The organism is Streptacidiphilus sp. MAP12-20 (assembly GCF_041262525.1).
In the GTDB taxonomy this organism is placed as follows: domain Bacteria; phylum Actinomycetota; class Actinomycetes; order Streptomycetales; family Streptomycetaceae; genus Streptacidiphilus.
The window spans coordinates 1-13,810 of record NZ_JBGCCK010000033.1; the positions used below are offsets into that span (position 1 = coordinate 1).

Consider the following 13,810-nt stretch of genomic DNA (forward strand, 5'->3'; position numbering starts at 1 on the left):
GACGGCCGACGATTCAACCCAAGGACAGCCGGAGCGTCAGTCAGTCGGAGGGTCAGACCCCCGAGCGGTGCCATCTACATCCTCACTGTCAGTCGGGCTGGAGTCGGAGCGGGAGGGACTTCACGCCGTTGATGAAGTTGGAGACCAGCCGCTGCGGCGGCCCCGCCGGGGTGAGCCCCCTGAACCGCGGGTTCGTGCTGCCAGGCGACGGGGTGTCGCTCGCGCAGCAGGCGGAAGGAGTCGTGCGGGATGCCCTCGGCGTACCGCCGGGGGTCGAAGACGTCCGGCAGCACCCCTTCGGCGGCCTCGCTCACGCGGGCTGCTCGGCGCTCGCGCGCAGGAAGTCCTCCATGGCCCGGATGAGCTGGAGCGGGGTCTCCTCCATCGGGTAGTGGCCCGCGGCGGGCAGCTCGACCAGTTCGGCGCGGGGATACCAGCGCAGCCAGGTCTGCCGCATGACCTCGGCGTTGAGCGCCGGGTCGAGTGCGCCCACGACGACGCGCACCGGCAGCAGGCTGCCCTCGACCTCCGCGTGGAAATCCTCACCGGCCCAGGAGTCCAGCCAGGCCCGGAAGGCCTTGGCGTCGCTGCGCGCCAGGGACTGCGCGACCATTCGGTCCAGCCAGGCAGCCGGGCGGATGCCACCCGTGGTCAGGTCGATGATGGCGCGCCGGTTGCCCGGCAGATCCGCCGCGCCGGAGAACAGTTCCCACTGCTCGGGCGCCATCGGGAACCCGCCGGCCGGCACCGGATTGAGCCCGACCAGCCGCCGAACCCGCTCCGGCACGGCAGCGAGCACGCGCTGCACCACGCAGGCGCCCATGGAGTGACCGACCAGCGAGAACCGCTCCCAGCTCAGCGCATCGGCGAGGGCGACCAGGTCCGCGCCGCCCTCACGCGTGGTGAAGGAACCGGTCCGGTCCCTGGCCTCGCCGTAGCCGCGCAGGTCGACGAACGCGTAGCTGAAGGCGTCCAGGTCCAGATCGGGCAGCAGCCGGTCGTAGGCGCTCCGGTCGCCGAACCAGCCGTGCACCACGAGCACGCGGTGCGGACCGTCGCCGAGCAGGGTGTGCGGGAGTGGGAGGGAGGCCACATCGACTCCGATCCGAGCGGTCGTCACAACCGGGAAGCCCCGGTCTCCGGGATGCTCCCCACACTGCCGGGCCGCCGACACGGTGACAAGGCGGCGCAACGCGGGTCGACGCGCCCGGCCCGACCAACTCACGCGGTCCCCAGGAGTCCCCTCATGCGGAAGCGGTGGCGACGTCATTGGACGCCGCCACCGCATTCACTGAGTTCCACCCGCATCACCAGGTCGTTGATGTTCCGTCAGCAACACAGGCGGGGATGCCGGAGGCATGGGAGTAGCCGTCCGTCTGAACGGTCGGGGTGTTCAGGTACCAGTCGTAGACATAGCTGCCGTCCTGCAACATGTCCCAGGTGGTGAACGGCCGCCCGTACTGCGTACGGCCGTCGGCCTGGCCGCCGTTCTTCGTCTGGCAGACGATGAGCAGCGTCGTCCCGCTCGGGACGTAGCGGATGAAGCTGCTGCTGTTGACGCCGCCGACGTACGGTCGGGTCAGCTCGGCGAGGCCACTGCTGTCGGTGCCGGTCACCTGGTACCCCGCACCGCCCACCGCCATGTCCGGCGCGTTGATGTTGGCGTACCAGTCGTTCGGGTTCCAGTTGGTCTGCGGGGACGGTAGGCCCTGGGCGTTGTACTGGCCCAGGATGTAGTTGGCGATGTCCATGCAGTTCCAGCCGGGCAGGCCGGTGAGCCGGTAGAACACGCCGACATCGTTGGGGTCGCCGACGTGAAGCACCTGGTTGACCGCGTTGTTCGCGGCTGTCACCGCGCTGTTGGCGACGTTGACGCATTTGTAGCGCGCGTACTGGTTGACCGCGTGGCGGTAGGTGTCGTTGCCGCCGTTCGCCCAACCGGCCGAGGAGTTGTTCCATTCGGGCTGGTAGGCGAAGTCGTGCATCATCTGACTCCAGTTGCCCTGCTTCGACCACCCGCCCAGGGTCGTCGGGGCGTTGGTCCAGTAGTCGACGAAGTTGCCGTTGCCGTCCTTCGTGATCGCCTCGTCGGCATTGGGGTTCTCGACGGCACCGTAGACGAAGCTGCCCGAGTTGCCGATCTCGTAGGCCCAGCCCACGTGCCCGCGGTCGCCCGCGCCGTGCGGCGCGTTGAACACGCAGGCCATGCCGGGCCCGAGGGCGGATGCGTTGGTCGCGCCGAGTGCGAGGCCGCCGAGGATGAGCAGTACGGCGGCGGTGAGGGTGGCGACCAACCGGGAGAGGCGGGCGGTGAGGTGTCTCATGTGCGCGGTCCTTCCGTGGCTCGGTTGTCGTCGACTCAGCAGTGCGGGAGCATTTTCGAGGTGTCGCCCCCCGTGTTGAGCCACGCGTCGGAGGAGAACACCCGCGTGCCGCCGACGTAGGCGATGCTCTGGCCGCCCGGGGTGGTGTAGTCGTTGACGGCGTCCCAGACGGTGGTGGTGCCGAACGGGCCGGTGACGGCCGGGCCGGAGACCCAGCAGTACAGGTCGGCGTTGCTGTTGTACGGCATGGTGTCGATGACGGCGCCGGTGGGCGACCCGGAACGGACGTTGAGCCCGCGGGTGGCGTCGACGGTACCGTGGACGAAGGTCTCCGCCGCCTGGGCGGCGCCGGTCGCACCGAGGATGACTCCGGTGGCAGCGGTGATGGCGAGACATGCGACGGCGATGCTCTTGAGCGTCATGGCAGGTCCTTTGACAGGGATGATCGGCCAGGGATGATGCGGCCGGGGATGGTTGCGGCCGGGGATGGTTGCAACCGGGGATCGCGCGGGTGCGGCGGTATTCCGCCGGGGATCAGAAGTGCAGGAAGCGGCTGGGGTCGGAGGCCTGGATGGTCCGGACGCTGAGCCGGTGGCCGACGTAACCGTCGTAGCTGTCCAGCCAGTTGTACTCGTCGATGGTGAGGGTGCCGTCGCCGTTCACGGCGGCGACGTAGGCGACGTGTCCCGCGCCCCCGGCTCCGTGGACGTTCGGGTCCCACTGCGCGACGTCGCCGACCTGCGGCGTGGGGTCGGTGTAGGCGCCGGTCCACTGGTTGGCGTTGCCGAGGAAGTCGGGGGACTTGCTGTGTGACCGACCGTCGGAGCGGATCGCCCAGGCCGCGAAGGAGACGCACTCGCCCTGGTAGTAGCCGTGCCCGTCGGAGATGTAGGTGTTGGGGCCGACGCTCCACGGGTAGCTTCCGGGGTTGAGCCCGGACTGGCCTGCGCTGCAGTCGTGCAGCACGATGTGGTAGCCGTCGCCGGGCGAGGAGACGAACTTGCCGTCGTAGATCCAGCTCCCGTTGTCGAGCTTGTCCCACACGGTGTAACTGAGTCCGTCGTAGTGGTCGGTGGTGCCGTTGACCTGGCATATCGCCTCGATGGCCGTGCCGTTGGGCAGCGCGCCGGTGATCGGGGAGTCGATGTTCGGGCTGCTGTGCTCGTACAGGCCGGCGGAGTCGGTGTTCTGGATGTGCCAGTAGCCGAAGTTGGAGTTGTAGGCGTCCCCGTCGGTGTCGGGGGTGTAGGCGGCAGCGTGACCCGCCCCGGCCAGGCCGAGGACGGTGGCAGCGAGCAGGGTGCCGGCGACGGCCCCGGCGCGGGTCTTGAGGGATCGACGGTCCATGGTGGGCTCCGTTCGTTTCTCGATCGCTTCGGCACCGGTCGGGCCGACGCCGAGAACGATGGCCCTGGACACGACGTCCCGTCATGACGGGGAAAGACCCCATCGGAGGCCGAGGCGGATGCCGTGGGGCGTTCACCCGACGCGCGGACACCGGCCCGTGACGGACACTGGTCCGGTTCCGCCTGGTCGGGCACGCCCGGACGCCCGGACGCCCACCGAAAGATCGGAGTTGTCGTGAACCTTCCGCACCCGCTGCCGGTACGGGAAGATGACGCCGGCGTTCCTGCGGCACGCGACGGAGAGGCGGACTTGATCCGGGCAGCGATCATCGACGACCACCCGTTGGCGCGGTTGGGGATCACGCAGATCCTCACCGACTCCGGGCGCGTCCAGGTGTCCGCCGCGGTCGGCTCTGCCTCGGAACTCGCAGCGGTGGTCGACGAGGCTGCCCCGGACGTGGTCGTGTGCGACCTCTACCACAATGGGGATCAGGCCTGCCTGGAAGCGGTGGCCACGCTCGCGACAACCCAGCGAACGCTGGTGATCTCCGCGTCCGGGCGCCCTGCCGACGTGATCGGCGCGATCCGGGCAGGAGCCGGCGGATACATCACCAAGCATGCCGACCCGGCACTGCTGATCGGCGCCGTCGAGACCGTGGCCGCCGGCGGATTCGCGCTCTCCCCACAACTGGCCGACATTCTGCACGCCGATCTCGGCCGCGACGCAGGCCGCCCACCGGGCGCGGCGGCCGCCCCCGCGCTGTCACCTCGCGAGGAGCAGGCCCTGTCGCTCATCGCCGACGGGCTCACCCACGCCCAGGTCGCCACCCGCATGGGCGTGACCCGCAAGACGGTGGAGACCTACGTCGAACGTATCCGGGTCAAACTTCAGGTCGGCAACAAGGCAGAACTGACCCGCGCGGCGCTGGAACGCCTCGGCACCAGCCGATCCTCGTGACGCCCTCGACGCCGGCGCCTCGGTCCAGCCAGGGCGCGACGGCCGACCCCACTGCGACAAGCCGCGTCGAGCAGGTCATGGTCCGCGCCGTGGCCCTCTTCCGCATCGGCGGCCTGGCCCAGATCGCGGTCGTCCTCGCCCTGGCCGGAAGCCGCTATCCGACGATCGCCGGAACCGCGGGGCTCGTCGCCGCGCTCACCGCCGAAAGCGCCCTCCTGATCCTCGTATGCGCGCGAGCCGGGGCGTTGCGGGCCGACTGGGTGGGCCTGGACACGGGGTTCTGCGCGGCGGCCCTGGTGGTCGGGGCGGCGCTGACCGCGCCCCGCGACGGATTCACCTGGGCCCACTTCATGTACCCATTCACGATCATCACTTCGGTCGGCACCGGGCTGACCTATCGGCGACTGCTGACCGTCGAGTCCATGACTGCCGCGCTCGCGCTGACGTACGCGGTGTCGGCGGTGACGATCCATCACGACCCCCTGTGGAACACCCTCCCCAACGCACTCACCTACTTCGCCAACACCACTGTCGCGTGGGCCGTCGCCCGGCAGTTCCGGGCCAACGGCCGGACCGCGGACCACAGCAGGATCCAGGCTGTCGCCCACGCCCAGCGCGCCACGGAACAGGAACTGCGCGCCCGCCATTCCCGGGCGCTGCACGACCGGGCCTTGCAGACGCTGGAGACGCTTGCCCGCGGCCCCTGGATCACCGATCCTCAACTCGCCTCCCATGTCGCCGCCGAGGCAGCATGGCTGCGCGGCTTCGTCGAGAACGACGGCACCGAGGACGGGCCCACCGATCTCCTGGGCGGCCTGCAAGAGCTGGTGCAGAGAAAGGCCTTGATCGGACTTCGGGTCGACCTGGCCGCCGCCGCGCTGCGGGACGCCACGGACCGAGCGCCCGATCCAGGCGTCGTGGCCGTCCTGCTGGACGCGATCGGCGAAGCTCTGACCAATGTCTCCAAGCACGCCGGCGTGAGCCACGCGACGGTACGTGCGCGCATGCACCCTGACACCATCGAGATCAGCGTGGCCGACCACGGCTGCGGCTTCGACCCCGCCCAGGCGACGGCCGGCCTCGGCCTGCGTTCCTCCATCACCGACCGGCTGGCCGAAATCGGCGGCACAGCCACCATCGAGAGCGCTCCGGGCCAGGGCACCCTCATACGCCTCACCACACCCCGCTTCTGATGACGCCCCTTCAGAACCCCTGCCACGTCACCGTCTGACGCGGCGGCCCGGCTCGGCCGCACTGCGGGCGAGTGCTGGTCGTGGTGGCGAGCGCCCCCGCCGCAGACATGGCGCAGCGCTCCGGGGTATCACCGGCATCTCAACGGCCTCCGCTCCACGCTCCGCTCGGCGTGCCGCGCGAGGCGTCACGCGTGCACCTAGGCTGGCCTGCGAGGAAGCACTGCGTCAGAGCAAGCCGAGCAGTGCTGCCCGCAGCGCGCCCGAGCGGCGATGAACGGCCACAAGGGTTCACCAACGGCGTGCGCTCTCCGACGGCCTGGCCCCACGCGTGAAAGGTGACCGCGCATGCCCGCACCACTGAGCCGACGCCAGTTTCTGCGCGGCGCAATCGCCCTCGGCGTCACCCTGACGGCTCACAGCTTCGCCTCTCCTGCGTCCGCCCGAACCGCGGATTTCGCCGCGCTCGCCGCGAGCATCGACGGACGCCTGGTACTTCCCGGCGACGCCGACTACGCGGTGGCCCACCAACTCTTTCAACCCCGCTACGACACGGTCTCCCCCGCCGCCGTCGCCTACCCGGCGCACGATCAGGACATCGTGACCTGCCTGGCCTTCGCCCAGGCCCAGCACGTCCCCCTCGTGCCCCGGGGAGGCGGGCACAGCTACGCCGGATGGTCCACCGGCCCCGGCCTGGTTCTCGATCTCAGCGCCCTGTCCGCGGTCGGCGCCTCGACGAGTGGCACCGCCACCGTCGGAGCAGGCGCCCGGCTCGCCGACGTCAACGCGACGCTGGCCTCGGTCGGCGCGGCGGTCCCCTCCGGGCTCTGCCCGTCCGTCTCCGTCACAGGTCTTACCCTCGGCGGCGGTCTCGGCGTCACCAGTCGGGCCTACGGCACCACGAGCGACAACCTCACCGGCGCCCGGATCGTGACCGTCGACGGACGAATACGCGAGGTCGGCCCCACCCAGGACTCTGATCTGTTCTGGGCGCTGCGCGGAGGCGGAGGCGGCAACTTCGGCATCGTCACGGAGTTGCGGCTGACCACCCATCCCACGCCCGACTGCGCCCACGCCGAGCTCCACTGGGCCTGGTCCGACGCGGGCGCGCTCATCCGCGCCTGGCAGCGCTGGGCCCCGGCCCTTCCCGACCACCTGTGGAGCCAACTGGAGTTCGACGTCTACACCGACCCGCCGGCACCCTACGTCGGCGTCCTCTGTCTGGACGGCGCCGACGAGCTGAACACGCACCTCGACGGACTGATCGGCCTCGCCGGAGTCCAGCCCAGCGACAGATATCTCGTGGTCCGCAGCTACAGCGACACCATGCAGAAGCTCTCCGGCTGCCTGGGCCTGACCGCACCGCAGTGCCACTTGCCCGGCACGCTCCCCGGCCGCGACCCGAACGGACAGGTCACCCGGGAGGACTACGCCTCGCGCTCGGACTTCTGGACCGCCCCGCTGCCGGAGGCCGGCATCGGGGCCGTATTGGACGCCGTCGCCCACTACGCCACCACCGCACCGCCGGGCGGCCACGGCGTCGTACAGTTCGACGGCACGGGCGGCGGCGCCGTCAACCGCATCGCCCCGCAGGCCACCGCGTTCGTGCACCGGGACGCCCTCTTCCTCGCGCAGTACCTCGCCTACTGGCCCGAGGACGCCACTCCCGACGAGGTCCGACAGCACCAAGCCTGGCTCGGCGGCCTCTGGACCGCGCTCCGCCCCTGGGCGAGCGGCCAGGCCTACCAGAACTACGTCGACCCCCGGCTCACCACCTGGCGCGAGGCCTACTACTCAAGCAATCTCCCACGCCTGCAACAGATCAAAGCCGGCTACGACCCCGGCCGGGTCCTCGATTTCCCGCAGGCCATCTGAGCGCAGGCCGGAGTCTCGGGGCCCTGACGACGCTCACAGGAGTGCGATGAAGCCCACCGGGGTGACTGCGGGTCGACCCGCATCAGCGGCTGCCCGTGGCGGGTCGAAGGGGCCGTAACGGTCGGTCGGCTGCTGTGCCTTCGCGAGGAGCTACAGGGCGCTGCGGGATTTCCAGTGGTACCAGTCGAGGTTCCAGTCGCCCCAGCCGTTGCCTGGTTCCATCTTCTTGTCCGAGCCGGTGACTTCGAAGACGTCGCCGGGCTGGAGCTGGTCGTAGAGCCAGCGGGCGTCGTCCGTGCTCATGCCGATGCAGCCGGAGCTGGTGTTGGCGCGGCCGAGGTTGGCGGCGTTCCAGGGGGCGGCGTGGGCGTAGGTGCCGGACTGGGTGAGCTTCATCGCGTAGTCGACGACCTTGTCGTAGGCGTCGCCGAGGCCGACGGACTGGGACGTCATCCGGACGGTGCCCTCCTTGGCCATCAGCACCATCGTTCCGGAGCGGGTGGTGAACTCCGCGCCCGGCTTTCCGGCGGAGATCGGGATGGTGCATACCGGCTTGCCCTCCTGGATCAGAGTGAGTTGATGGATATTCAGGTCGACCTTGGCGATGCGGCTTTGGCCGGCGGTGGCGGTCAGGGGTGGACTTCCAGCCGTGGCCCCCGCCGGTCAGCGTCCCGGCGAGCTCGTGCCCGGCGCTGTCCTTGACGTGGACCGCGGTCAGGGTACCGCCGGTTGCGGTGACCGTGACCGGGCGTCCGAGCGCGGCGTTCCCCGTCCCGTCGGCGGGCTCGACGATGACGCCGACGTGGGCGGCGGCCGACGGCCGGACGCTGACGCCCGCGCCGCCGGGGGCGCTGTTTCCCGTGCCGGCACAACCAGGCACGGCGGCGAGCACCGCCGCGAGCGGGGCGGCGAGAAGGAACCCGCGCGGGCGGCGTAGGACAAGGAGGCGATGGGCGCGCATGCGAGGCCTTTCGTACGGTTCGGCACGGCTCGCCCGCCACCCTAGGAACCAGCCGCCGCCGTCCGCCTCAGCCGATCGTCCAGTCCTCCTCAGCCGATCGGCCGATGCGGTGGTTCTCCTCGCGCCTCAGCTGCCGAGCCGGTAGACGCGTGCGGCGTTTCCGCCGAATACGGCGGCGGTCTCGGCCGGCGAGAGCGCCTCCGTCAGCTCCCTCGCGGTACTGACGACGCGGGCGTAGTCGGCGGCGAGGGTGCACACGGGCCAGTCGGAGCCGAAGAGGAGCCGCTGCGGCCCGAAGGCGTCAAGCGCGGTGCCGACGTACGGGCGCAGGTCGGCGGTGGTCCAGGTGTGCCAGTCGGCCTCGGTGGGCAGGCCGGAGAGTTTGGCGACGGTGTTCGGTAGAGCCGAGAACGCGCGTAGGTGACGGGCCCAGGGCGCCGTCTCCCCCTTGGCAATCGGCGGCTTGCCGAGGTGGTCGAGCACAAAGGTGACGGGGGTGAGTGAGGCTGCCGCCGCGGTCGCGGCGGGCAACTGCTCGGGCCTGATCACCAGGTCGTAGGACAGCCCCGCGGCTGCGACCGCAAGCAGGCCGCGTCGGACGTCGGCGCGGAGCAGCCACTGCGGGTCGGGCTCGCTCTGTACCTGGTGGCGGATGCCGACGAGGTGCGCGCCGCCGGGGCCTTCGCGCAGCGCGGCGAGCGCGTCGGCGATGTCTGGCGCGGTCAGGTCGGTCCAGCCGACGACACCGGCGACCAGCGGGTCGGCGGCGGCGAGGGCGAGGAACTCGGGGGTCTCCTCGGGGACGCAGATCGTCTGGACGAGGATCGTGGCGTCCACGCCGGCCGCCCGCACATGGGGGCGTAGGTCGTCGAGCGTGAAGCTGCGGCGCAACGGGGCGAGTTCGGGGCCGGTGATCCAGTCCTGGTCGCGGACGGTGAGGTCCCAGACGTGGTGGTGGGCGTCGATGACGCGCGGGGGTGTGGTCACAGCTGCCAGACCACGGGCAGCGGGGCGTCGGCTCCCCCGGCGGAGTAGTCGTGGGCGACTTCCAGCAGTTCGCCCATCCGGGCCTGCCAGGCGGTGTTGACGGGCAGTTTGCCGAGCTCGGCGATGAGCAGTGGGTAGTCCTCGACCTCCAGGAGGTGGAAGAGGTCGGTGCCACTTCGCCAGATCGTCCACTCGGTCGCCCCGGCGGCGCGAATGGCTGCGGTCAACTCCTCTGGGACCTCGCGGTGGGCCTGCTCGTACGCGGCGATGCGGTCGGCGCGGACGCGGGTGTGCAGGGCGACTCTCATGCGGACTGCTCCTGAGTGATGATCAGCACGTCGAGGGTGCGCGGGCCGTGCACGCCCTCGACGCGGTCGAGTTCGATGTCGCTGGTGGCCGAGGGCCCGGATACGAAGGTCAGCGGCCGGGCAGGGTCGAGCATGGCGATCGCGTCGGGAACGTCGCCGACGATCTGCTCGGCGCGGACAACGCAGAGGTGGTAGTCCGGCAGCAGGGTGAGCATGCGGCGGCCTTGGCCGGGGCCGGTGTCGAGCACGATCGTGCCGGTCACCGCGATACCCACCGCGGCCGTGGTGAGCACCGCGTCTGCGGCCTCCAGTTCGGCGACGGTGAGTGGCCCGTCGTCGCTGAGACGATGCCAGGAGCCACCTTGCGGCAGCAGGTCCTCCGGGAAGCCGGCTGGGACGACGAGGCTGGTCACGCCACGTGCGCTCAGCAACTCGCCGACCGTCCGGGCGGCGTCGGCCGGTGTGGCCTGGACGACGTGGGCACGGTAGTCGGCGACGCGCTCGGCGAAGAGCTCGACGAGGTCACCCTCTGCGTGACTGCGACGGTAGGCGCGGTCCACCTCGATGTGTTCGGGGGTCTCGGCGTCGGGGACGTCGGCCAGCGCGGTGCGGATCCGCTCCAGCACGGTGTCACGGGCGTTCATCGGTGGTTACCTCCCTGTTCCTTGGTCCGCTTCCACCAGCCGCGGAAGGATTCGGCGGGCGGGGCGGGGGTGTCGCGGGCGTCGGTCCAGCCGTGGAGCGGGCCGGGCAGTGGGCCGATAACGCCCTTGCGGGCGATCATCCGGCCACCCAGTGAGGCGGCGCGCTGGGCGGCGGCGAGGCGGCCGGGGTTGGCCAGGATGGCGGTGGCGGCCCTCATGGCCAGGGCCTCCGCCGTCGGCGTGCGGCGTTTCGCGCGTTTCGCCTCGATGACCTTGGCGCGCAGGTGGGTCAGCACCTCGGGAATGTTGATCTTCACCGGGCAGGCGTCGTAGCAGGCGCCGCACAGGGTGGACGCGAAGGGCAGGGTCTCGGCATGGTCGACGCCCACCAGCTGCGGGGTGAGGATCGCGCCGATCGGACCCGGATAGACGGAGCCGTAGGCGTGGCCGCCGGTGCGCTCGTAGACCGGGCAGACATTCAGGCAGGCGGAGCAGCGGATGCAGCCGAGCGCTTGGCGGCCGACGGTGTCGGCGAGGGTGTCGGTGCGGCCGTTGTCGAACAGGACCAGGTGGAAGGTCTGCGGGCCGTCGCCGGGAGTGGGGCCGGTCCAGGTGGAGGTGTAGGGGTTCATCCGCTCGCCGGTCGAGGAACGCGGCAGCAGCTGCAGGAAGACCTCCAGGTCCTGCCACTGCGGCAGGACCTTTTCGATACCCATGACGGTGATCAGGGTCTGCGGCAAAGTCAGGCACATCCGGCCGTTGCCCTCGGATTCGACGACCCCGACCGTGCCCGTCTCGGCGATGGCGAAATTGGCGCCGGAGACGGCGACCTTGGCGCGCAGGAACTTCTCCCGCAGGTGCAGCCGGGCGGCCTCGGCCAGCGCGCGCGGCTCGTCGGTGAGGTCGGCGGGGGCCGGGCGTCCCCAGGCGGCCATCTCCCTGAGGAAGATCTCGCGGATCTCGGCGCGGTTGCGGTGGATCGCGGGGACCAGGATGTGCGAGGGGCGGTCGTCGCCGAGCTGGACGATGAGTTCGGCCAGGTCGGTCTCGTAGGCGTGGATACCGGCCTCGGCCAGCGCCTCGTTGAGGCCGATCTCCTGCGTGGCCATCGACTTGACCTTGACAACCTCCGTCTCCCCCGTGGCCGCCACGAGTGCGGTGACGATCCGGTTGGCCTCGGCCGCGTCGGCGGCCCAGTGCACGACGCCGCCGGCCTTGGTGATCGACTCCTCCAACCGCAGCAGATGCGTGTCGAGGTGCCGCAGCGTGCGGCGTTTGATCTCTGCGCCGGCTTCGCGCAGTTGCTCCCAGTCGTCCAGTTCGGCGGTGACGGCGAGGCGCTTGTCGCGGATGGTGGTGGTGGCCTTGCGCAGGTTGCGGCGCAGTTGCGGGTCGGCGAGCGCGGTGCGGGCCGCCTCGGGGAAGCCGGGGCTGCCCAGCCAGACGACGTTGTCGGGGCTCACGCGGAAGCTCCTTCGGTCTGAGCCAGGATTTCGGCGAGGTGCAGCGTTCCGATGCCGGTCTTGAGCCGGGAGAGCCCGCCGCCGATGTGCATGAGGCAGGAGTTGTCGGCCGCGCAGAGCACATCCGCACCGGTGCCGACGACGTTGCGCATCTTGTCGCCGAGCATCGCGGTAGACGTCTCGGCGTTCTTCAGGGCGAAGGTGCCGCCGAAGCCGCAGCAGGAGTCGGCGCCCGGGAGCTCGACCAGGTCGATGCCGCGCACCGCCCGCAGCAGTTGAAGCGGTTTGTCGGCCAGCCGCAGCCCGCGCAGCGAGTGGCAGGTCGGGTGGTAGGTGACCCGGTGCGGGAAGTACGCGCCGACGTCCGCCACACCGAGCACGTCGACCAGGAACTCGGTGAACTCGTACACGCGCGGCACGACCCCGGCCACCTCCGCGCGCAGCGCCGCGTCTCCGTACTGCGCGGCGAGCACCGGGTGGTTCTCCCTGACCATCCCGGCGCAGGACGCCGACGGCGTCACCACGGCGTCGTAGTTCGCGAAGGCGGCGGCGAAGCCGCGTACCAGCGGCATGGCCTCCGGGCGGTAGCCGGTGTTGAAGTGCATCTGCCCGCAGCAGGTCTGCGCGAGCGGGAACTCGACCGTGTGACCGAGCCGCTCCAGCACCGTGACGACGGCCTTGCCGGTTTCCGGGTACATCGTGTCGTTGAAACAGGTGATGAAGAGCGCGACCCGCATCAGCTCGCCTCCTTGGGCTGGTCCGCGGTGGGCAGCGGTGCGTCCCAGGGCAGCAGGCCGGTCGATCGCAGCCGGTGCCACAGGTCCGCCGGGATGTCGTACCCCGTCATGGCTGCCGCATCGGATGCCTCGGCCGCGCTGCGCGCGCCGACCAGCACGGACGCGACGGCGGGGTGCCCGAAGGGGAACTGGAGAGCGGCCGCTCGCAGCGGAACGCCGAAGTCCTCGCACTCCGCCTTGATCCGCAGGGCGTGCACCAGCAAGTCCTGGGCGGCCGGGGCGTAGTCGAAGGTGGCACCGGGCTTCGGGTCGGCCAGCAGGCCGGAGTTGAAGACGCCGCCCACCACGACCGATACACCGCGCCGGGCGGCGTCCGGGAGCAGGTGGGTCAGGCCGGTCTGGTCGAGCAGCGAGTAGCGGCCCGCCAGCAGCACGACGTCGACGTCCGTCTCCCGTACGAAGCGGTTCAGCAGCCGGGTCTGGTTCATGCCGGCGCCGATCGCGCCGATGATCCCCTCGCCGCGCAGGCGCTCCAGCTCCGGGTAGGCGGAGCCGAACGCCTGCTTCTCGTGGTCGTCCGGGTCGTGCAGGTAGGCGATGTCGATCCGGTCCAGGCCGAGGCGGGTGAGGCTGTCCTCGATCGAGGACCGCACACCGTAGGCGCTGAAGTCCCAGACCCGCTCGTGGGTCGCGGGGACGGCGAAGCCGTTGGCGAGGTCGTCGCCCGTCGGCGCCTCGTTCGGTCGGAGCAGGCGACCGACCTTGGTGGAGATCGTGTACTGGCTGCGCGGGCGATCCCGCAATGCAGCGCCCAGGCGTCGCTCGGACAGGCCGAGGCCGTAGTGGGGTGCGGTGTCGAAGTAGCGGATGCCCGCCTCCCACGCTGCGTCGACCGTCGCGGCGGCCGCCTCGTCGGAGACCTCGGTGAAGAGGTTTCCGAGAGCCGCCGCGCCGAGCGAGAGCGTGGTGACCGGTACCGTCGAGCGGCCCAGAGTGCGTCGTTGCAGGGGATTCACC

At 70.8% G+C, this 13,810-nt stretch carries 14 protein-coding genes and 1 pseudogene; 3 read left to right on the plus strand and 12 right to left on the minus strand.

The window, feature by feature from the left end:
* Window positions 1-310: 310 nt before the first annotated feature.
* From ABIA32_RS30910 to ABIA32_RS30925, 4 genes are all read right to left on the minus strand, one after another.
* The gene (locus ABIA32_RS30910) at window positions 311-1,093 is read right to left on the minus strand and encodes an alpha/beta fold hydrolase (protein ID WP_370102713.1); all 783 of its coding nucleotides are present in this window, start codon (window positions 1,091-1,093) and stop codon (window positions 311-313) included.
* Between the two features lie 214 nt (window positions 1,094-1,307).
* Complete coding sequence (locus ABIA32_RS30915; RefSeq protein WP_370102715.1) at window positions 1,308-2,324, minus strand: hypothetical protein; 1,017 nt, start codon at window positions 2,322-2,324, stop codon at window positions 1,308-1,310.
* Between the two features lie 35 nt (window positions 2,325-2,359).
* Entirely contained in the window at window positions 2,360-2,746 is a 387-nt protein-coding gene (locus tag ABIA32_RS30920) for a hypothetical protein (RefSeq protein WP_370102717.1), read from the minus strand.
* A gap of 112 nt (window positions 2,747-2,858) precedes the next feature.
* Window positions 2,859-3,671 carry a CHAP domain-containing protein gene (locus ABIA32_RS30925; RefSeq protein WP_370102719.1) on the minus strand — a complete coding sequence of 271 codons (813 nt, stop codon included), beginning with the start codon at window positions 3,669-3,671 and terminating at the stop codon, window positions 2,859-2,861.
* Window positions 3,672-3,980: 309 nt separating this feature from the next.
* On the opposite strand from ABIA32_RS30925, the gene ABIA32_RS30930 reads away from it, so the two are divergent.
* The 3 genes from ABIA32_RS30930 to ABIA32_RS30940 all read left to right on the plus strand — a co-directional run bounded on the left by ABIA32_RS30930 (window position 3,981) and on the right by ABIA32_RS30940 (window position 7,693).
* The gene (locus ABIA32_RS30930; protein ID WP_370102721.1) at window positions 3,981-4,628 is read left to right on the plus strand and encodes a LuxR C-terminal-related transcriptional regulator; all 648 of its coding nucleotides are present in this window, start codon (window positions 3,981-3,983) and stop codon (window positions 4,626-4,628) included.
* Complete coding sequence (locus ABIA32_RS30935) at window positions 4,625-5,821, plus strand: sensor histidine kinase (RefSeq protein WP_370102723.1); 1,197 nt, start codon at window positions 4,625-4,627, stop codon at window positions 5,819-5,821. Before ABIA32_RS30930 ends, ABIA32_RS30935 begins: the two co-directional genes overlap by 4 nt.
* Window positions 5,822-6,166: 345 nt before the next feature.
* Window positions 6,167-7,693: an FAD-binding oxidoreductase gene (locus tag ABIA32_RS30940; protein WP_370102725.1), complete on the plus strand. Its 1,527-nt coding sequence runs from the start codon at window positions 6,167-6,169 to the stop codon at window positions 7,691-7,693.
* A 150-nt stretch (window positions 7,694-7,843) separates the two neighbouring features.
* On the opposite strand, the gene ABIA32_RS30945 is transcribed toward ABIA32_RS30940, so the two are convergent.
* The 8 genes and pseudogenes from ABIA32_RS30945 to ABIA32_RS30980 all read right to left on the minus strand — a co-directional run bounded on the left by ABIA32_RS30945 (window position 7,844) and on the right by ABIA32_RS30980 (window position 13,800).
* Entirely contained in the window at window positions 7,844-8,326 is a 483-nt protein-coding gene (locus ABIA32_RS30945) for a L,D-transpeptidase (RefSeq protein WP_370102809.1), read from the minus strand.
* 10 nt (window positions 8,327-8,336) lie between these two features.
* Window positions 8,337-8,654, minus strand: a pseudogene (locus ABIA32_RS30950) (Ig-like domain-containing protein); the annotation flags it as partial.
* A gap of 126 nt (window positions 8,655-8,780) precedes the next feature.
* A complete protein-coding gene (locus ABIA32_RS30955) occupies window positions 8,781-9,641 on the minus strand; it encodes an amidohydrolase (protein WP_370102727.1) in 861 nt (286 codons plus the stop codon).
* Entirely contained in the window at window positions 9,638-9,949 is a 312-nt protein-coding gene (locus ABIA32_RS30960) for an L-rhamnose mutarotase (protein ID WP_370102729.1), read from the minus strand. Before ABIA32_RS30960 ends, ABIA32_RS30955 begins: the two co-directional genes overlap by 4 nt.
* Window positions 9,946-10,593, minus strand: coding sequence for a lactate utilization protein C (locus ABIA32_RS30965; RefSeq protein ID WP_370102731.1), 648 nt, complete (start codon window positions 10,591-10,593; stop codon window positions 9,946-9,948). Before ABIA32_RS30965 ends, ABIA32_RS30960 begins: the two co-directional genes overlap by 4 nt.
* Complete coding sequence (locus ABIA32_RS30970; protein ID WP_370102733.1) at window positions 10,590-12,056, minus strand: lactate utilization protein B; 1,467 nt, start codon at window positions 12,054-12,056, stop codon at window positions 10,590-10,592. The genes ABIA32_RS30965 and ABIA32_RS30970 overlap by 4 nt, the downstream gene beginning before the upstream one ends.
* Window positions 12,053-12,793, minus strand: coding sequence for a (Fe-S)-binding protein (locus tag ABIA32_RS30975; RefSeq protein WP_370102735.1), 741 nt, complete (start codon window positions 12,791-12,793; stop codon window positions 12,053-12,055). The genes ABIA32_RS30970 and ABIA32_RS30975 overlap by 4 nt, the downstream gene beginning before the upstream one ends.
* Window positions 12,793-13,800 carry an aldo/keto reductase gene (locus ABIA32_RS30980; RefSeq protein WP_370102811.1) on the minus strand — a complete coding sequence of 336 codons (1,008 nt, stop codon included), beginning with the start codon at window positions 13,798-13,800 and terminating at the stop codon, window positions 12,793-12,795. Before ABIA32_RS30980 ends, ABIA32_RS30975 begins: the two co-directional genes overlap by 1 nt.
* Window positions 13,801-13,810 lie beyond the last annotated feature (10 nt).

Bases quoted from the DNA above. Each gene is read 5' to 3' on its own strand.
- ABIA32_RS30965 (WP_370102731.1), bottom strand. From the start codon at position 10,593: ATGAACGCCCGTGACACCGTGCTGGAGCGGATCCGCACCGCGCTGGCC.
- ABIA32_RS30915 (WP_370102715.1), bottom strand. From the start codon at position 2,324: ATGAGACACCTCACCGCCCGCCTCTCCCGGTTGGTCGCCACCCTCACC.
- ABIA32_RS30925 (WP_370102719.1), bottom strand. From the start codon at position 3,671: ATGGACCGTCGATCCCTCAAGACCCGCGCCGGGGCCGTCGCCGGCACC.
- ABIA32_RS30920 (WP_370102717.1), bottom strand. From the start codon at position 2,746: ATGACGCTCAAGAGCATCGCCGTCGCATGTCTCGCCATCACCGCTGCC.
- ABIA32_RS30960 (WP_370102729.1), bottom strand. From the start codon at position 9,949: ATGAGAGTCGCCCTGCACACCCGCGTCCGCGCCGACCGCATCGCCGCG.
- ABIA32_RS30975 (WP_370102735.1), bottom strand. From the start codon at position 12,793: ATGCGGGTCGCGCTCTTCATCACCTGTTTCAACGACACGATGTACCCG.
- ABIA32_RS30940 (WP_370102725.1), top strand. From the start codon at position 6,167: ATGCCCGCACCACTGAGCCGACGCCAGTTTCTGCGCGGCGCAATCGCC.